This is a genomic window from Nocardia sp. NBC_00403 (genome assembly GCF_036046055.1).
Classification (GTDB): Bacteria; Actinomycetota; Actinomycetes; order Mycobacteriales; family Mycobacteriaceae; genus Nocardia.
In genome coordinates, this window is record NZ_CP107939.1 from 3,453,703 (window position 1) to 3,472,035 (window position 18,333).

Annotated in this window: 17 protein-coding genes; 12 read left to right on the plus strand and 5 right to left on the minus strand. The window is 66.2% G+C overall.

All coding sequences use genetic code 11. The annotated features are described in order from the left end of the window. Positions 1-393: 393 nt before the first annotated feature. Positions 394-1,149, minus strand: a complete 756-nt coding sequence (locus OHQ90_RS15135) for a Mut7-C RNAse domain-containing protein (protein ID WP_328411038.1) — start codon at positions 1,147-1,149, stop codon at positions 394-396. A 509-nt stretch (positions 1,150-1,658) separates the two neighbouring features. On the opposite strand from OHQ90_RS15135, the gene OHQ90_RS15140 reads away from it, so the two are divergent. From OHQ90_RS15140 to OHQ90_RS15155, 4 genes are all read left to right on the plus strand, one after another. Next, a complete protein-coding gene (locus OHQ90_RS15140; RefSeq protein ID WP_328411040.1) occupies positions 1,659-2,021 on the plus strand; it encodes a DUF1304 domain-containing protein in 363 nt (120 codons plus the stop codon). Between the two features lie 93 nt (positions 2,022-2,114). After that, complete coding sequence (locus OHQ90_RS15145) at positions 2,115-2,795, plus strand: hypothetical protein (RefSeq protein WP_328411042.1); 681 nt, start codon at positions 2,115-2,117, stop codon at positions 2,793-2,795. 237 nt (positions 2,796-3,032) lie between these two features. Then, a complete protein-coding gene (locus OHQ90_RS15150) occupies positions 3,033-3,947 on the plus strand; it encodes an esterase/lipase family protein (RefSeq protein ID WP_328411045.1) in 915 nt (304 codons plus the stop codon). 43 nt (positions 3,948-3,990) lie between these two features. Then, positions 3,991-5,373, plus strand: coding sequence for a vWA domain-containing protein (locus OHQ90_RS15155; RefSeq protein WP_328411046.1), 1,383 nt, complete (start codon positions 3,991-3,993; stop codon positions 5,371-5,373). 42 nt (positions 5,374-5,415) lie between these two features. On the opposite strand, the gene OHQ90_RS15160 is transcribed toward OHQ90_RS15155, so the two are convergent. Then, positions 5,416-5,691, minus strand: a complete 276-nt coding sequence (locus tag OHQ90_RS15160; RefSeq protein WP_328412847.1) for a hypothetical protein — start codon at positions 5,689-5,691, stop codon at positions 5,416-5,418. A 276-nt stretch (positions 5,692-5,967) separates the two neighbouring features. Between OHQ90_RS15160 and OHQ90_RS15165 the strand changes: the two genes are divergently transcribed. From OHQ90_RS15165 to OHQ90_RS15180, 4 genes are all read left to right on the plus strand, one after another. Next, the gene (locus OHQ90_RS15165) at positions 5,968-6,261 is read left to right on the plus strand and encodes a hypothetical protein (protein WP_328411048.1); all 294 of its coding nucleotides are present in this window, start codon (positions 5,968-5,970) and stop codon (positions 6,259-6,261) included. 132 nt (positions 6,262-6,393) lie between these two features. Further along, complete coding sequence (locus tag OHQ90_RS15170) at positions 6,394-7,038, plus strand: TetR/AcrR family transcriptional regulator (protein ID WP_442941468.1); 645 nt, start codon at positions 6,394-6,396, stop codon at positions 7,036-7,038. An 87-nt stretch (positions 7,039-7,125) separates the two neighbouring features. Beyond that, positions 7,126-8,553, plus strand: a complete 1,428-nt coding sequence (locus tag OHQ90_RS15175; protein ID WP_328411051.1) for a DUF1254 domain-containing protein — start codon at positions 7,126-7,128, stop codon at positions 8,551-8,553. A gap of 8 nt (positions 8,554-8,561) precedes the next feature. Next, positions 8,562-9,404, plus strand: a complete 843-nt coding sequence (locus OHQ90_RS15180; RefSeq protein WP_328411052.1) for a hypothetical protein — start codon at positions 8,562-8,564, stop codon at positions 9,402-9,404. A 4-nt stretch (positions 9,405-9,408) separates the two neighbouring features. On the opposite strand, the gene OHQ90_RS15185 is transcribed toward OHQ90_RS15180, so the two are convergent. Then, entirely contained in the window at positions 9,409-9,852 is a 444-nt protein-coding gene (locus tag OHQ90_RS15185; protein WP_328411054.1) for a group II truncated hemoglobin, read from the minus strand. A 237-nt stretch (positions 9,853-10,089) separates the two neighbouring features. Here OHQ90_RS15185 and OHQ90_RS15190 point away from each other — a divergent pair, with 237 nt between their 5' ends. Together OHQ90_RS15190 and OHQ90_RS15195 are read left to right on the plus strand one after the other, a co-directional pair. Continuing rightward, entirely contained in the window at positions 10,090-11,319 is a 1,230-nt protein-coding gene (locus tag OHQ90_RS15190) for a cytochrome P450 (protein WP_328411056.1), read from the plus strand. A gap of 8 nt (positions 11,320-11,327) precedes the next feature. Continuing rightward, on the plus strand, positions 11,328-12,047 hold the full coding sequence (locus OHQ90_RS15195) for a TetR/AcrR family transcriptional regulator (RefSeq protein WP_328411058.1): 720 nt from the start codon (positions 11,328-11,330) through the stop codon (positions 12,045-12,047). Between the two features lie 42 nt (positions 12,048-12,089). Here OHQ90_RS15195 and OHQ90_RS15200 read toward each other — a convergent pair whose 3' ends face one another. Then, positions 12,090-14,018, minus strand: a complete 1,929-nt coding sequence (locus OHQ90_RS15200; RefSeq protein WP_328411060.1) for a TerD family protein — start codon at positions 14,016-14,018, stop codon at positions 12,090-12,092. Between the two features lie 242 nt (positions 14,019-14,260). Here OHQ90_RS15200 and OHQ90_RS15205 point away from each other — a divergent pair, with 242 nt between their 5' ends. Continuing rightward, entirely contained in the window at positions 14,261-14,752 is a 492-nt protein-coding gene (locus tag OHQ90_RS15205) for a hypothetical protein (RefSeq protein WP_328411062.1), read from the plus strand. A 168-nt stretch (positions 14,753-14,920) separates the two neighbouring features. On the opposite strand, the gene pabB is transcribed toward OHQ90_RS15205, so the two are convergent. After that, entirely contained in the window at positions 14,921-17,119 is a 2,199-nt protein-coding gene (pabB, locus tag OHQ90_RS15210) for an aminodeoxychorismate synthase component I (protein ID WP_328411064.1), read from the minus strand. 80 nt (positions 17,120-17,199) lie between these two features. On the opposite strand from pabB, the gene OHQ90_RS15215 reads away from it, so the two are divergent. Next, on the plus strand, positions 17,200-18,264 hold the full coding sequence (locus OHQ90_RS15215) for a phosphotransferase family protein (RefSeq protein WP_328411066.1): 1,065 nt from the start codon (positions 17,200-17,202) through the stop codon (positions 18,262-18,264). Positions 18,265-18,333: the final 69 nt, after the last annotated feature.

The window sequence follows — 18,333 nt, forward strand, 5'->3', positions numbered from 1 at the left end:
CGCCGTACCGAACGAAATGATCCAACCGATGGTGGCCGGCGCGACTGTGATGCCGCCGAGTATCGCTCCGGTGGCGAGTCCGATTCAGATGCAGCCGACCGCGCGCCATCAAATCCCCAGTGGCCGCGTCACGGCAAATGGGCGGAGCGGTCACGGGTCAAGTCTGCCAGATCGGGTCGGGTGCAGGCGGCGAGCGACGCGTGCCTCGCGCAGAACCTCCCGCCTGTGAACGCCCGCTTCGCCGATAATGGGTTGCGGGGATGGCTTTGTGAGCGTTCATGTACGTCAGCGAAGGGCTGCAATCACCCGGGCTGGGGCTGGGGCGGGGGCACGTGTTAGCCAACGGGCACCTCAGCGTCGTCACCTACCCACGAGGTCCATGTGAGGCGTGGTCTAAATCGGCCTGATTGCGGCGCAGATCCGGGCGATGAGGTCGTTCAGCCGTTGCTGATGCGAACCCTCCCAGTAGATCCGGCCGCAATCCGGGCAGCGCCGGAAGGTGTCGTAGTAGCGGCGGGTGAGTGGTTCGAGCCGATCGATGATGTCCTGCTTGGCCACCGCGGTGACAATTCCGCCACAACGCAGGCAGCGGCTGAACGGTGCCAGCCGATCGGCCAGGTCGAGCCGACGGATCACCTCGACGATCTGCTCGAACGGCCGGTCCGAACGCACGAACACACCGTGGGTCACGTTGCGTCGCTCGAGAAGTCCGCGGTCACGGGTGAGCAAGACCCGATGCTCGGTGGCGGCTGTCTCGGCCAGCGCAGCGTCGTCGGCGGTCCACTCGTAGCGGGTGTCGAGTCCCATCAATCGCATGAGCCGCGCGAGCCCGCCGAGGTTGACGTCGACGACGAAACGTGGATCGCGGAGCGGGCGGGGACGAACTCGCGTCAGCGGTCCGATGTCCAGGGTCTCGAACATCGGGTAGGCGGCGAGCCGATCGCCCGGCTGCGGGTGGTGGCCGAAGTCGACGGATTCACCGTTCACCAGCAGCAGGTCGACCTCGGGGTGTGGGATACCGGCTGCCTCGACGATGTCTTTCACGGTCTGGTGCGGACGGATCGGTCGCAGCTGCGTCGCATACCGCGCCTGCGGGTGCAGGAAGTCGTTCAGTTCGGCGTATACGCGCAGTTCGACACCGGCGGTCATACGACCATTGTCGTCCTGGGTTCGCAGTCCGGATCAGACCGGCGCGCAATCCCAGTTCGAATGGATAGCGGAGTCGACTGCCCCCGCATCGTGGTCGCCAGCAATGGGAGTAGTTCGTACCTTTGGTCGGATCTGCTCCTGGGTCACGCACCGATAGCCGCTCGACCTCGGCTGTTACCGTCAGTAACGTGTATCACAGCCCCTAATTTGCTGCAACGGTGCTGTGTATCGGATTCTGGCTCGCTATGTTCGATTTGCTGGTGTATCGGCGCATTTCGATGGGAATCGACGGAGGCGTCCGTAGCGGTCGATGCAGCAGTTATGAGCTGCCCTTCAGCTCGTACCGTCTCTGCGATCACCGAGAGGCGGATCTCGGATAGTCGGCGCCGGCGGGTAGCGGTTCAGCCGTGGTCCCGGCGGCGCCGACCCCAGAAGGGGCAATGGCATCGGATTCGGCCGGCGAGCGTTTCGTCGGCCGATGTGGCACTCGGGTGAGTACTGTTCGAGCAATGGCGATTATCGCGAACATCCTGGTCGGCTTGGTGGCCGTGTTGCACGCGTACATCCTGGTGCTGGAGATGTTTTTGTGGGAGAGGAAGCCTGGGCGGGAGTTGTCCGGGTTCGATGCCGAGATGGCGAAGGCGACTGCGCCTTTGGCTGCTAATCAGGGGCTTTACAACGGGTTTCTGGCGGCGGGGTTGGTGTGGGGGTTGATCGCGGCGGACCCGACGGGTTTCCGGGTGCAGGTGTTCTTCCTGGCGTGCGTGGTGATCGCCGGGGTGTACGGCGCGGTGACGGCGAATCCTCGGATCTTGTTCGCGCAGGCGGTGCCTGGGGCTGCTGCGCTGACCGCGGTGCTCATCGCGGGCTGACCGGGCCGGGCATGTGATGCCCGATTCGATCCGATGGTCGTCGAAACATGTTGTGCTGGTTCGGATGGTCACTCAGGACCGGAAAGGATCGGGATGATCACCTCACGGGTCATGGCCGCGGTTGCGGCATTGTCCGTCGCGTCAGGCCTGATCGGGGGAGCAGAGGCCGCGCAGGCGACGCCGACCGCCTGTGCGGCGGGAAATCCCCTGCGGCCCACCGCGGAATTATTCGCGACCGACAACACCGCAACCATCACCGATCCCGATGATCACCGGCTGCGCACGCGGCTGGATGGGTTCGAACTCGCGGTCGACGGGATCGCGGTGCAGAACATCGGCCTTCCCGTGGGTTCCACACTGGTCAGCGGCGTCTTCTGGTCCGAAGAGCGACAGCAGGCGACCTACGAGCGCTCGTGCGAGTTCCACCTGGCCTGTGTCGACGCCACCGATCTGCATCGCATCGCCGATCAGGTGCGCACCCGCTTCCATCAGGAATCGGTGCTGACCTTCCAGCACTCGGCGCCGAGCGCACCGGAAATCGACGCGTTCACCATCGAGGTTGCCGGTGTCGATGTACACCGATTCCGCGACGCCTTGGTCGCCGACCCGACCGCAAGGGACCACCTCGTCGGCGGCTCCATCACCGACCGAGGCACCCTCATCCTGGTAGCCGACCTCACCGACCTGACCCTCACTCAGCAATTCGTCACCGGCATCGGCGGCACCTGGACCTCCGACTCCCTCCGCTACGGCGACCGCGAATTCGTCGCCTGACATCCTTTCCGGCGAACGGGCGCTGGCCGAGGCGAACGGGCGAGTGTCCGCGCAGCCAGGTCCTGTTCCTACAGCGGGGGTTGCGGGAGTGGTGTTGACATCTGGGGTGGGAGCTGTTGGCATGTGGGCGAAGGGACTTGGTCGGGACTCGGAGTTCGGTTGGTTCGCGCCTGTTGTCGGGGCCGGTTCGGTTGGCGCCGGCGTTGGCGTCCGACATGTCGAAAGGCTTTGCAGGACATGATTTTCAGGCGTCAGAAGTGGATTGCTCCGGCGCGGGCGGGGATGGTGGGGGTCCTGCTCGCCGGGGCGCTCACGATGGCAGCGGCACCGGCGGTGGCCGCCCCCGGCAGCGGCTCGGCCGCGCCGGCCGTGTCCGCGGGGACGGTGATCGAACCGGCGATCGACTGCCTGCCCAGCAGTGCCCGGCCGAATCCGGTAATAGTGCTGCCAGGTGCGGACGGTGGCACGGCGGACACCGCGGCGCAATGGGGGCCGATGGTTTCGGCGCTGCGCCACGAAGGGGCCTGCGCGCTGGTTTTCCAGGGCGGAATCGTCGACGGAAAGCGATGGGCGGGCGATATGCCCAGCGCGGCTCGGCAGCTCGCGCAGTTCGTCGCGAAAGTCAAGGCGACCACGGGGGCGGCCAAGGTCGATATCGTCGCGCACTCGGCGGGCACCTTCGTCGCGAACTACTTCGTCAAGGTGCTCGGGGGCGCTGCGGAGGTGCCGAATATGGTGCTGCTGACTCCGGAAGCTCGTGGTTGCGACGGCGTCGGTTTCCTTGCGCAGTACGGGTTGAAGGACTTGCCGATTACGCCGGTGCAACTCGTGACGGCGCTGCCGTTCCTGGTGCCGGTGCTGTCGACGTTGATGCCGAGCATGGCCAATGCGCTGCAGCTGACTCCGGCCTCCGAGGTCTACAAGGCCGTCATGGACGGACCGCTGGTGCAGCCGGGCGTTCGGTACTCGGTGCTGGCGACGAAGAACGACGGGGTCGCGACACCGCCTGGAGTGTGCTCGTTCATCACCGAACCGGGTGTCACCAACGTCTTCTACGAAGACCTGTTCCCCGGTAGCCCCGCCGTCGACCACTCGACCGTTCGGTCGAGCCCGGACACCGCGAAATGGGTTGTCGAGCAGCTCTACTCGTAATCGCACGACACGGGCGGGTCGGTCACTACTGGTAGGAGAATCGGTGGGCACGGCGCTCGTCAAGGGGCAGAACGGGTCGCTCGCAGTGGCGACGGCCGTGGTGTCGGTTCGGCTCGCCGCGGCGGCCGACGTTTCGGGGCTGCTGGTGACCGAGTCCGGCCGGGTGCGCTCCGACGCCGACTTCGTGTTCTTCAATCAGCCGAGCGCGCCCGGTGTCGAGTTACGGCCGGGATTGCCTGCGGTGCTGGCGGTTTCCTTCACCGATGTGCCTGCGGACATCGCGCAGATCCGGGCGGTGATCACCCTGGATGATCCGACCGCTACTTTCGGGCAGGGTGCGCCGCCGGTTGCTGTCGTCGGTGACGACAGCGGAAACATGTTGTACGAGTACGTGATCGATGGTCTCAGCACCGAGTCGGTGGTCATTGCACTCGAGTTGTACCGACGCAATGCCGAATGGAAGGTTCGGGCCGTCGGGCAGGGCTATGCAGGCGGATTTGCGGCTTTGGTCGTCGACCACGGCGTTAGCGTGGACGACGAACCGCCCCCGGCGGCGATGGGACTGCCGGCGCTCGAGGTGCAGTCCGCGCCTGACGCGACACATGTGCCTGCGGTCTCCAGCAGAGCGGGCGATGGCGCCGCAGCGATCGTGTCCGCACCCCCGACGCAGCCAGGGACTGCGGCGCCCAACGCCCTCGATGTGCGCACCGTGCCCGGTGAGGAGAAGCTGTCGTTCGAGAAGCGCGGCCGGCTGGATATGCGCAAACGAGAAGTGGCGAAGGTGTTGATCACCAAGAACGCCTTCGGGGTTCGCGCGCGCGTGGTGCTGGTCATCGACAAGACCGGCAGCATGATTCGGCAGTATCGGCAACAAGTGGTGCACCGGGTGGTGCAGCGGATGATTCCGGTGGCCACACAGCTCGATCACGACGGGACGCTGGAGGCGTATCTCTATGCGTTGTCGTTCGCGAAGCTGCCCGACATCACGGTCGAGCACAGCGAGCAGTGGGCGCAGACGTTCCTGCATCTGTCCGGCACGCACGCCGGAATCAGCTATGACGCGATGGGCGGCCGCAACGACGAGTTGCCGATCATGCGCGACATCATCGCGTCGCTGCGACCCGGAGATCCACCGACGCTGGTGCTGTTCTTCACCGACGGCGGCTTCGCAAAGAAACGCGAGATCGCCGCACTCATGCGGGAAGCCTCACGCCTGCCTGCCTTTTGGCAGTTCGTCGGTCTCGGCAAGGCCAACTACGGTCTGCTGCGCTCGCTCGACGAGATGGCCGACCGGCTTGTCGACAATGCAGGCTTTTTCGCCCTCGACGACATCGACCAAGTCGACGACGCCCAGTTGTACGGGCGGCTGCTCGGCGAATTCCCGGACTGGATCCGCGCGGCGAAAACCGCAGGAATCCTGCATTGATTCGCCTGCGCAGCCACTACTCGATGGCGGCGCGGCCGTGCGTCAGCCGATGACCGCGTTCATGATGGTGCCCGCGCTGGTGGCGACAACACCGCCGATCATGGCTCCGGCCACCATCTTCGGTGATTCCAGGCCGCCGCCGGACCACTTCTCCCAGGCGAAACGACCGCCCGCGTAGATGATGGCGCAGACACCGGCCAAGAGTACGAACCAGGTCAGGTAGCGGACCAGTTGGAGGAACTTGTCCGAGATGGGCGGGGCTTCTGGGGTCGGATTGCCGATCTGTGCCCAGGTGTCGTAAACGGCGGCCAGGATCATCGTGGTGCTGCTCATTCTGGATGTGGGACAGGATGGATTTCGCTCACAGGGATGGTATCGGTTAATCCGAAGTGGCGCAGGCACGTCGAGGCAACAGTGCATCGCGCGACACCTTGCGGTAGTCGATGCCGATGATGGGGAGCGCGTGTGGTCGAACGGTGGCCGCCGCGAGCCGGTGATCTCGCCGATGGGGGTGCTGCTGCCACTGTGGGGGCTGGTCCTGGAGCGAGACGAATTCGCCGGTGTCCGAACCACTGTCGACCGGAAGAGCAGACCGTGAGCACTATCCTGATGTCGGTTGCAGACGCTTTCACCACACTGGCGCAGGTCGGTAACCCGACCCCCGAAGCGCCGCCCCTCTCGGACAAGATCATGCAGCTGGTGCGGTACATCACCTGGTTCGCCACCCTGTCCGGGGTCCTCAGCATCATTTACGCCGGTGGCCACTTCGCCTGGGAGAAATGGTCCGGCGGCGGCCTGGAATCACCGAAGATGGTGGCCGGAGCCATGATCGGCGGTGTTGTCGCCACCAGCGCGGGCACCATCATGAACGCCGTCATCGGCGCCTGAGCCAGGCATCCGGTCAGCAACTGCAGGCGGCTCGGGGGTGGCATGCTCCGGTCAGGCGGCTTCCTCGCCTTCGCGCAGCCCGGCGCGGTTGTCGGCGGACGGCGTCCGACAGCGCCATTACGGTTGTTGGTGATGAGCGTGGTGGAGTCGAATCGCAGCTACGGCGGCCTGCCGGTGGCGCAGCGTCGAGCGCAGCGCCGCGCGCGGTTCGCGGAGGCGGCGTTGTCGGTCTTCGCCGAAAGGACCTACGCGAAGAGCTCTGTCACCGATATCTGTGCTGTTGCGGGACTGTCGCGCAGGCAGTTCTACGAGGAGTATGCGAGCCGCGAGGAACTGCTGGTCGCCGTGTACGACGACATCCAGCAGGACGCGCGCGCGGCGGTGCGCACCGCGGTCGCATCGGTGGGATCGGCGGATCTGTCCGCGATCATCGTCGCGGCGGTGACCGCGTATGTGTCCGCCATGGCGACCGATACTCGGCGGGCGAAGCTGGCTTTCGTGGAGATCGTGGGGGTCGGCGCCGAGGTCGAAGCGCATCGGCTGCTGGTGCGCCGGGAATGGGGCCAGGTGCTGGCCGAGCTGGCGGGTGCCGCCATGGTGGCGGAGCTGCCCGCCGGCTACCTGCGGATGGCGACCACCGCCTTCATCGGCGCGGTCAATGCCACCGTGCATCAATGGAGCCTGGACGATCCACGTCCGCCGATTGCCGATCTGGTCGACGTTCTGACGACCATGCTGCTCGCGCTGATGGCCCGTATCGCGGACGTCGCGCGCTAAAACCGCAGGTCTGGCAAATATGGGGCTATACTTCCGCCTGGATCTCTCGAAAGTGTCCGGCTCGATCGGGGAGTAGGGAGAAAGACCATGGGCGACGAGCGTTCACTCGCGCAGCTCTCGCGCCGGACCATGTTCGGCGTGGCCGCTGCGACCATGGCGAGTGCCACCCTCGCGGCCTGCAGTACGTCGGAGAAGAGCTCCTCGACCAGCGTGACTCTGATGCCGGAAGAGCCGAAGACGATCGCCACGGACGCCTATATCTTCGGCTACCCCCTGGTGCTGATGGACGTGACCAGGGTCGCGGCCGAAAAGATCACCCCGGTGAACACCTTCCAGCACGCCGCCGGGCTGCCGACGTCCGAGCAGCACGATGTTGTTCGATCGAATCTGGACACGCTGTACTCCGCCGCATGGCTCGATGTATCCACCGAGCCCATGGTGCTGCAGGTGCCTGCTGTCGAGCTCGGCCGATTCTGGCTGATGCAGCTGATGGATGCCTGGACCAATACCGTGCACAACCCGAGTAGCGTTCGACCGCAGGTGAAGCCGGATGCGCCCGCGCCGCCCTACACCTATGCCATTACTGGACCGCAGTGGGCGGGGAGCCTGCCCGAGGGTGTGACGCAGTTGTCCGTGCCGACACCGACGGTGTGGTTGGTCAGCCGGATTCAGGTCAACGGCAGCGACGACATCCCCGCCGTGCAGGCTATTCAGCAGCAACTGAAACTCGTTCGGCTCGCCGACTGGATCGAGGGCAAAGCCGCGCCCCCGTCTGCCACGATGCCGACGCGGGAATCCGCGAATCCACCGAAACAGGTTGTCGAGATGGACGCGAGCACTTTCTTCAAACGGTTGTGCGCGGTGATGGCGGTGAATCCGCCGCGGTCCGAAGATCAGCTCGCGATGAACCGCTTCGCGGCCATCGGGATCCGGCCGGGCGGCAGCGTCACCGGTATTTCCGCCGAGGATCTGACCGCCGCCGCGGAGCGAGCGAAGCAAGTGATCCCCGCAAGCGCCGACCCGAGCGCGGTGAACCAGAACGGGTGGGTATTCGACCGCGATATCGGCACTTATGGCACCGACTACATGTTGCGCGCCAACGTCGCATGGCACGGCTTGGGCGCCAACCTGCCCGAGGACGCGATCTATCCGACCATCTTCGGCAGCGCCGACCTCAACGGCGTGCCCGCGAACTTCCGGCTGCATTTCCCGTCGGGCCAGCTGCCGCCGGTCGGGGCGTTCTGGTCGCTGACCGCCTATGGTGCGGACGGCTTCCTGGTACCCAACCCGGCGAATATCTACGCGATCGGCCACCAGGTGCCAGTTGCCTACAATGCCGACGGCTCAGTGGATCTCGCGATCCAGCACAGCGACCCCGGCGCTCGGATGCCCACCGGGAATTGGCTGCCGATACCGGAGGCGGGCCAGTTCTCGCTGACGATGCGTCTGTACGTGCCGAAACCTATTGCGCTCGATGGACAGTGGAAGCCGCCCGTGCTCAACGTGGCGCCGTAGGAGCGGCGATGGGCTGCCGGGCTGTAGTCCTCTCGGTCCTCACAACGGGGGCGCTTCTTGCGCTCGCGGCACCCGGCGCTGCCGCCGATTTCCCCGATGCGCCGTCGCGCACCCCCGCCGGCGATGCGTCCGGCGCTGCCGCGAGTTCGACCGTGGCCGACTGGGTCGATGTCGCGGCCGCGGTGCTCGGCCGCGCGCTGGACACTACCGACCCCGGTGCGGTTCCCTCGCGCACCGCGATTTCATTCCGGTCGATTATTCCCGGTATCGAGTGGGGCACGGCCAACGAGCACGAGATCCGCACCGGGTTGTCGATGGTCAAGCTCTACATCGTCGACTACGCGCTGCGACACGGTGACGGCTCGCCGTCGGATCGGACGCTCGCCGAGCGCATGATCCGTGATTCGGACGACGGCGCGGCCGAGCTGCTGGCAGCCAAGTATCCGCAGGCGATCGACGCCGTCGCCGCGGAATACCGGCTCGCCGCGACCAAGGCGGGCGCCAATTGGGGCATGTCGTACACCAGCACTGCGGACGTGGCCACCTTCCTGCACATCAAGCAACGCACCGATCCCGAGTCGCCGATCTTCGGCTGGATGGCGGCGGCCGACTCCACAGCCTCCGACGGCACCGCCCAGGATTGGGGCACCGGCAGGTTGCCCGGTGTCATCGGAACCAAGTGGGGCTGGTCTGATTCCGGGCCGCAGGAGGTGGCCTCGGCCTCGTTCGGGCAGGGTTTCGCCGTGGCCGCCCACACCCACGGCACCCCGGACGAACAGACCGCCGATGTCACCGGTGCGCTGGCACAGATGATGATCGATCTGATAGCCCGGCGGATCCCGCGGGGCTGACGGTTCAGTCGTCACCCTCCCAGGTCCATCGGGGCACCGCCCGGATCGGGTGCAGTTGCTCGTCGGTCTCGGCGTGTGAGTTCTGTTGTGCCACTTGCACACCGAACTCGGCGTGCGAGCGCACGGCGGCCCGGAAGGCCTCGTTGTCGAGCAGGCCTGCCTCCTCGAACGCCTCGATATACAGTTCGGCGAACCGCTGGCGCTGCTCGTCGGTGATGGCCAGGCCGCGGTGCACGGCGATGATGTAGTCGAATCCCAGTTGCTCGGTGAAACGGGCTGGGCCACCGAAGGATTCGGCGGTGAACCAGCTGAGGTGGTCGACATGGCCGGGGAGCCGTTCGGTGAACTGGGTTTTCAACACCGGATCGGCGAGAACTTTCTCGTAGAACGCCTCTTCGACGCGGTGCAGTGCCTCGTCGCCGCCGGCGTGCTCGTACAGGCTGGTCATGGTGAGAGCCTCCGAAAGGAGCATCGAGCGAATCTGTCACCCCCATTACAGCCTTGGTCGCGGTCACCCGTGCACTGTTTCGCGGGAACTGTCAGGGCTTCCTGAGCGCACTCAAAGAAAAGTAAACAGGTTTTAGTAAACGCTGTTCACAAGAGGGTGTGCTGTGGTTCTATCTCCTATGGAACGTGTTCCACACAACGTTGTGAGGTCTGCAGCCCAGACCGGTAGGAGATAGCCGTGACCACGCCCTCGATTCCCGCAGGATTCGACTTCACCGACCCCGACCTGCTCGCCAACCGTCTGCCCATCCAGGAATTCGCCGAGCTGCGCCGCACCGCCCCGGTGTGGTGGTGCGCCCAGTCCGACCGGGCCAGCGGCTTCGACGACGGCGGCTATTGGGTGGTGTCCAAGCTCGACCACATCAAGGAGATCTCGAAGAATCCGGAGGTGTTCTCCTCACATGAGAACACGGCGATCATCCGGTTCAACGAGGAAACCACGCGCGAGCAGATCGACATGCTCGGCAACATGCTGATGCTGAACCTCGATCCGCCGCAGCACACCAAGATCCGCCGCATCATCTCCAAAGGCTTCACCCCGCGCGCGGTCGAGAGCCTGCGCGCCGCACTCACCGAGCGGGCGGCCAAGATCGTGCACGACGCCAAGAAGTCGGGCCGCGGTGACTTCGTCGAGCAGATTGCGTGCGAGCTGCCGCTACAGGCCATCGCCGAGCTCATCGGCGTCCCGCAAGACGACCGCAAGAAGCTCTTCGACTGGACCAACCAGATGATCTCCTACGACGATCCGGAGTTCGACGGCAACCATCACACCGCCACCGCCGAAGTGATGGGCTACGCCTGGAACATGGCCGAAGAGCGGCGTAAGTGCCCGGCCGACGACATTGTCACCCAGCTGATCAGTGCCGATATCAACGGCGAGAACCTGGGCTCCGACGAGTTCGCGTTCTTCGTCATCCTGCTTTCGGTGGCGGGGAACGAGACCACCCGCAACTCGATCACCCACGGCATGAAGGCATTCGTCGACAATCCGGACCAGTGGGAGCTCTACAAGCAGCAGCGGCCGCGGACCGCGCCCGACGAGATCGTGCGCTGGGCCACCCCCGTGACCGCGTTCCAACGTACCGCGACGCAGGACACCGAGATCGGCGGCCAGGAGATCAAGAAGGGCCAGCGGGTCGGATTGTTCTACGGCTCGGCCAATTTCGACGAGGAGGGTTTCGCGGACCCGTTCACCTTCGACGTGCTGCGCAACCCGAACCCGCACGTCGGCTTCGGCGGCACCGGCACCCACTACTGCGTCGGTGCGAATCTGGCCCGGTTGGAGATCGACCTGATGTTCAACGCCATCGCCGACGTCATGCCGAACCTGCGCCAGGTGTCCGACCCGGTGCGGCTGCGTTCGGGCTGGCTCAACGGCATCAAGCGCTGGGAAGTCGAATACGCTTGAATCTCAGTATGAGTAAACCGCGTGGCCGCGCGCCGGTGGTCTCCGACGGAGACATCCGGCGGGTGGCCCGTGCGCTGCTGGTCGAGCAGGGGCCGGAGGCGGTCACGTTGCGGGCCATCGCACGAGAACTCGGGATCACCGCCCCTGCGCTGTACCGCTACTACCGGTCGCTCGACGATCTGCTGGAGAGCCTGCGCCTGGAGTTCTGCGCGGATCTCGCGGCCGAGCTGTCGGCCGAGATCGACACCCTGCCCGATGACGGCGCGGTGCAGTTCTTCGCCATCTGCAAGGGTTTCCGGCGCTGGGCGCTTGCGCACACCAGGGAGTTCACCCTGGTGTTCGCCTCGCCCGGCGCGGGCCGCTCGGGCGTGATGCGGCGCTTCGACGAACCGTTCGGCCGTATATTTCTGGCCGCCGCGGGCCGCCTGCTCGCGACCTACGACGTCGTGACGCCGCCGACCGATGTGATTCCCGCGGACCTGCGCGAGGATCTCCTCGGGTTTCAGACCGAGCTGCTCGCCGCGATGTCGGAAGCAGGCCAGAAGTTCCCTGCCGAAAAGCTGGACCTCGGGGTGACCTATCTGATGATTCAGATCTGGGCCCGCCTCTACGGCCACGTCACCCTCGAAGTCTTCGGCAATTACCCGATCCCGCTGTCCAACCCCGAGATCCTGTTCGACACGATGCTGGCGGAACTGGGGCGGACCGCCGGATTGATCGCCGACTAGGCAATCGCCGGACGGTTTCGGTCCAGTGTGTGTCTGCGGCGGTCAGATGCGGGCGCCCTTGGTGCGATTGCAGGCGCGGCACAGGATTTGGAGGTTCGACGCGCTCGTCGCGCCGCCGCGGCTGAGCGGGATGATGTGGTCGAACTCGAGGTAGTGGCCGTCGCCGCATTCCACGCATTTGCCGCCGTCACGTTGCCACACTTCGGCTTTGACCTCCTGCGGAATGCTGCGGGTGTCACGTTGGCCCGGGGTCAGGATCAGTCTTTTGGCCACCCGCAGCGCGCCTTCCAAAGCCGCGGCGACATAGTCGGGGTCGGCGACTTCGAAGGTCGCGCCGCCGCGTGCCGAGGTGGCGGCGAGCACAACCGTGTTCTGTTCCCGGCGCACGGAGACGACTCGCGCCCACGGCAGTTCGATGCCGGTGTCGGCCCCGACGAAGCGGAGCTTCTTATTGCTGCCGATCAGTCGGCCGTCGGTGAGTTTCGGGCCACGTGCCAACTGCCGGACATGGACCGCGGGCAGATCGAGGTGCACTTTCTCCTCCGGATCGAGGTGCAGTCCCGGAGTTCGGATCATCGGCAGATCGCCCGCCCGCAGCCGAGACAGCGTGCGGCCGCGATGCATTCGCCTGTGCAGGTCTTCGATCAGTGGCCCGCTCAGCGCCAGCTCCGCGATGGCATGCTCGAACGCCTCGAACTCGGCGAGCTCCACCTCGCCGTCGGTGAAGGCAAAGGTGACCAGCCGCTCCACGTAGCTGAGTGCGGCATCGCGCAGGGCCTCGCGACCCGCGCTCTCGTCGATGCGCTGATATCGCAGCGACGCCCACAATGCGGCCCAGTCGTCGCCACGTGGCCCCGACGTCGTGAGCACCCGCCAGGCCTGGGTGTGCCAGTGGGTGAGGAATTCCTCGATCTCGACCGCACAGACCTGGCACGGCGCGAGACCGCCGAATAGCTTGCGGCGCAGCGGATTGGCGCACCGAGCGCAGTCGCGCGGACCCAGTTGCCGGCGGGGGTAGGTGGCCCCGGTCCATTCGTTCCCGTCCCACCAGCGCATCCGGGCGGAGTCTTCCGGGTCCGAATGCCAGTCGGCACGTTGTGGATTCGGGGGCGGCGGTGGCGCTTGTTCGACCGATCCGTGGTGGCGCTCGAGGTCGACCGGCCGGGATGGCGCCGCTGCTCGACTTCCGTCCGACGGGTCGCTCGACCGGTCGGTGCTTGTGGGTAGTCCGGTGTCATCGAACGAGTCGGCGCGCGCGGGCATCCGGGCACCCTGCGCGTGTTCGATGGATCGGGACTCACGCTCCGCCGCGCGAGCCCGGTCGAGCGGGGCCACCGATCGGGGACCGGTTGCCGCCGACCGGTTCCCGCCGGCGGCGCCCACCAGTCGGGGTGTCGTCGGAGGGTGTGTCCTGCCGAACGGGTTCGCGGACCGGGCGGCTTGCGGGCGTGCCGGGGTCCGCTCGGCCGCATCGTCGACGCTGACACCGAATTCGGTGACGAGCCCCGCCAACCCACTCGCCCACCCCTGTCCGATGGCGCGGAACCGCCACTGACCATCCCTGCGGTAGAACTCACCGAACATCATTGCGGCCACCGAGTCGGTGTCGGTGACCTCGAACTGCGTCACCGGGCCGTCGGCGGCGTGGACGGTGAGCGTCAAACCGATGATGTCGCCGAAGGTGCCTTCGTCGACCGAGCCCGCGATGACGATTCGCTGCACGTCGGATTCGGTGCGCGGCAGCGAGACGCTCAGCCGGGCCGTGCCCGGCGCGGGTTCCTGGTCGAGTGTCACCGCCTGCGAGACATGCCGTGGCGCGTTGAAGAACACGAGATCGCGATCGGTCCGTACCGAGCCCGAGTCGCTCAGCAACAGCGCATGCGCATCGACGACATGGTCCGACCGCCATGAAATAACCACGGCAAGAAGGGATGTCGGTACCGGTGCGTTGGCGCCTTTGCTGAGTTCCATCGTGCTGGAACTATGCCACGCGGGTCCGACACGCCGAATTCCGCGAGGTCGATGCTCGGCGGTGCGAGGCGTGGCGGAGTGGGCGAAAGCAGGTCGGGCATGCGCCGTCCGATCCACATGGATTCATTCGGTGGAGCGCGGGCAGTACCCGAGCACGCCGCGACGGCCTTGTCCGGTACCGGTCACAGACTGACCGGTACGGCTTCCGGTCGATCGGCTGTCCGGTACGGCACAGTGGTGTCATGAGCACCCCCAAAGGGCGAGGCCGTAGAACGACGCCTCCGAAAGCGTCGGGTCCGCGTGTGCCGAGTGCGGGCGACATCCTGGCTGCCGCTCAGTCCGCGGCGGCGGCGGCCCAGTCGGCGGCAGGCGCGGCGCTGGACGCGGCTCAGCTGACGGCAGGGCAGGCATTCGACGCCGCAGTGCGGCTGCCACCGGCGTCGGCACAGTTGGCGGCTCAATTGCCCGACCTGATCGAGAATCTCTCGACCGCGGTCGACCGCCTCAACTCCACCATCGACCGTCTGGACCGCACCCTGGCACTCGCGGATCCGGCATTCGCGGCCTACGACCGACTGCTGCCGAGGCTCGAGGCGATGATCGGGCTCGGCGAAGACCTCTTCACCGCCCTGTCCCGGTTACCGGGCGTCTCGATCCTCGGCCGATTCGCCGGACGGGTTGCGGAGCCGCCGGTCGAGCCCGAACCACCACGGTCGCGCGGCCGAAAGAAGTAACCCGGCCGGGCCGTTCGAGTGATCCCGTGGCCGGCCGGTGGGTGAGGAGTTGGGTCGTGAACATGCGTCAACTGTCGACGTTCACGCCCGCAGCAGTTGCCTGCAACCGGTGCGGAACCCGAAAAGCGGCCGCTATGACATCGGGTGCGGATTCGAAGCCGATGCTGCCTATCGCGCGGCCCGGTAGGTGGCGGCCGCCTTCAGGAGCGTTTCGTGGTACTCGTCCCCGGGGTCGGAGTCGAGGACGATGGCGCCGCCCGCGCCGATGCGCCACAGACCGTTGTGGCGGACGGCGGTGCGAATGACGATATTGAGGTCGGCGGTGCCTGCCAGACCGAGGAAGCCGATGGTGCCCGAGTAGACGCCGCGCGCTTCGGTTTCCAGTTCGTCGATGATTTCCATGGTGCGCTTCTTGGGAGCGCCGGTCATCGAGCCGCCGGGGAAACACGCGCGCAAGCTGTCGACGGCATCGATGTTCGGGCGCAGCGTGCCGCGGACGGTCGAGACCAGTTGGTGCATGGTCGAATACGTCTCGGTGGCCATCAGCTTCGGGACGTGCACGCTGCCGATCTGGCACACCCGTCCGAGGTCGTTGCGCAGCAGGTCGACGATCATCAGGTTCTCGGCGCGGGTCTTCGGGCTGTCGGCCAGCTCGCGGCGTAGCCGCTCGTCCTCGGCGGGAGTGCTGCCCCGGGGCGCGGTGCCTTTGATCGGCTTGCTCTCCACGGTGCGTGCCCGATCGACCTTGAGGAAGCGTTCCGGTGAGGAGCATGCGATTTCGAGGTCGTCGAAGCGCAGGTATGCGGCATAGGGCGCGGGATTGCAGCGGCGCAGGCGGCGGTAGAAGTCGAGGCCGTCGGATTCGGCGGCGGCGAAGGTCGCGTTGTCGGTGAGGCAGATTTCGTAGGACTCGCCTGCGTGCAATCGGTCCTGGCAGACGGCGATGTCCGCCAGGTAGCGATCGCGGCCCCTGGTGAACAGCGGCGCCACGGCGGTGGTGTCGGAGAACACCTCGAGCATCGGTGGATTTGCCCATGTGGGAAGGGATTCCAGGATCTCACGAGTATCACGCAGCCAGTCCGCGCTCGCGCGCAGCGCCTCCGGCCCGGGATCGGTGAGCGCGAGCAAATGGGTGCGCCCACCCACATGGTCGACGACGACGATCCGATCGGCGAAGATCCACTGCGCGTCCGGCGTCGGCGCACGGTGTGCCGCCTCGGCTCCGCATTCGGCCTTCACTTCGTAACCGAGGTAACCGACATAGCCGCCTGCGAAATCGAAAGGCAGATCGGGCAGTTCGACAAATCTCCGGCGGGTCTCGGCGGCGAGATAATCGAGGATCGTGCCGGGGGCGCGGTATCGGCCTCCATCGGAGGACTCGACGGTGACCGCGCCCTCTCCGACCCGATAGCGAACTACCTCGGCGAGCGGGCCGCCCGCATCGCCGAGGAAGGAGAACCGGTCCAGGCCGGGTTCGACGTGCTCGCTGTCGAGCCAGAATGCGGTCGGCGAGTCGGCATACAGCCGAAGGAAAGCGGCCTCGGAATCGATGGCTCGTTCGATGACGCTGTGTTCGATCTGCCGGGGAGGTACGGGTTCGCCGTAGCCGAGCCGGGTTCCTCGCTCGATCGCGGGCGTGAACCGCTCGGCTGCTCGGACGAATCCCATTGCGCCGGAGGCGTGTTGCTCGCGCACCCTGGTGATGGATCCGGACTGTCCGATGGTCGAGGGCCGCCCGGTCCCCGATCTGCCTGCCACGAACCGATGCACATGCGGTGCCACCGGCTGGGCCGTGGTGAGTTCGGCGAAGTTGCGCAGTAGCGCCGCACCGTGCTCGCTGGCTATCGATTCGGGATGGAACTGCACGCCCCATTGCGGTCTACTGCGGTGACGGACGCCCATGATCACCCCGTCGGCGGCGACCGCCGTGATTTCCAGGCTGTCGGGAAGCGGACGTTGGGCGCACAGCGAGTGGTAGCGCACGGCGGTGAAGCCGAGGGGGAGTCCGGCGAACAGATCGCTGCCGTCGTGTTCGATGTGGTCGAGATAGCCGTGCCGGGCCACGGGTGCGCCCGCGACCACACCGCCGGCCGCGACCACGATCCCTTGGTGCCCGAGGCACACCCCGAGCAAGGGCAGCTCCGTCTCGCGGATCACTGCTGCCGAGATACCGACATCGCGGGCGACGTCGGGTCGGCCGGGGCCTGGGGAGATGACAATGTTGTCGAAACGGGCGAGATCCAGCCGTGTGAGATCGTCGACCTCGTCGTTGCGCACCACCGTCGGTTCTACGCCGTTCACTTCGCTGATCAGCTGATACAGGTTATAGGTGAACGAGTCGTAATTGTCGATCAACAACGTGTGCATGGTGTCTGGAACCCTACGCGCAGCCGGGATCGGCGAACTGTTGTCAACTGCCTTCAGTTGGAGCGAACCGATGAGGCACAATGTCGGACATGTCTGTTGCGCAGCCGGTCGACGTCGATCGTGACGTTGTCGACTTCACCGTGGTCGGGAAGTGGATGGATGAGCAGGGTCTTCCTGGTGGTGAGTTCGAGGGGGTGACTCCCCTCGGCGGCGGGACGCAGAACATCATGCTGCGCTTCGCCAGGGGTGGCCGGGACTACGTATTGCGCCGCGGCCCCAAGCATCTGCGTGCCAAGAGCAATGAGGTGATCCGGCGCGAGGCGAGGCTGCTGGGGGCGCTCGACGGCGCCGATGTGCGCGCGCCGCGAGTGATCGCCGCCTGCCCCGACGAAACGGTCCTCGGCGCGGTCTTCTATCTGATGGAGCCGATCACCGGATTCAACCCGCAGAACGAGCTGCCCGAGTTGCACGCGGGAGATCCGGAGATTCGGCGGCAGATGGGTCTGTCGGCGGTCGAAGCCATCGCGCGGCTCGGGGCGCTCGACTATCAGGCGCTCGGACTCGCCGACTACGGCAAACCCGACGGCTTCCTGGAACGGCAGGTGCCGCGCTGGCTCGGTGAACTCGAGTCCTATTCGTCCAACGAGGGTTACCCCGGACCGGAGATCCCGGGTGTGCGGCAGGTCGGCGAGTGGCTCGATCGCAATCGGCCCGAGCAGTGGACTCCCGGCATCCTGCACGGCGACTGCCACCTGGCGAACATGATGTTCTCCTTCGACGGCCCCGAGGTGGCGGCGATGGTGGACTGGGAGATGTCCACCATCGGCGATCCGCTGCTGGACCTCGGCTGGCAGATCGCGACCCGTCCGGTGCCGGGCACCGCGGGTGCGGCGCTCGTCGGCAAGCTCGGCGCGGTCGGCGGGCTGCCGACCCCGGAGGAGATGATCGCGCACTACGGCAAGTTCTCCGACCGCGATCTCAGCGTGGTTCCGTGGTACACGGTGCTGGCCTGTTTCAAGCTCGGCATCGTGCTGGAAGGCACCCATGCCCGCGCTTTCGCGGGCAAGGCGCCCAAGCAGGTCGGCGACTTCCTACACGCCATCACCCTCGAGCTCTTCGGGCGTGCGCACGGCTTGATGGAGTAGTCCGGCGGAGCCGAATGGCGGCTGTCGGTGTATCCGGGGCTGCCATTCGCTCGGAGGATCTCCGGGTCG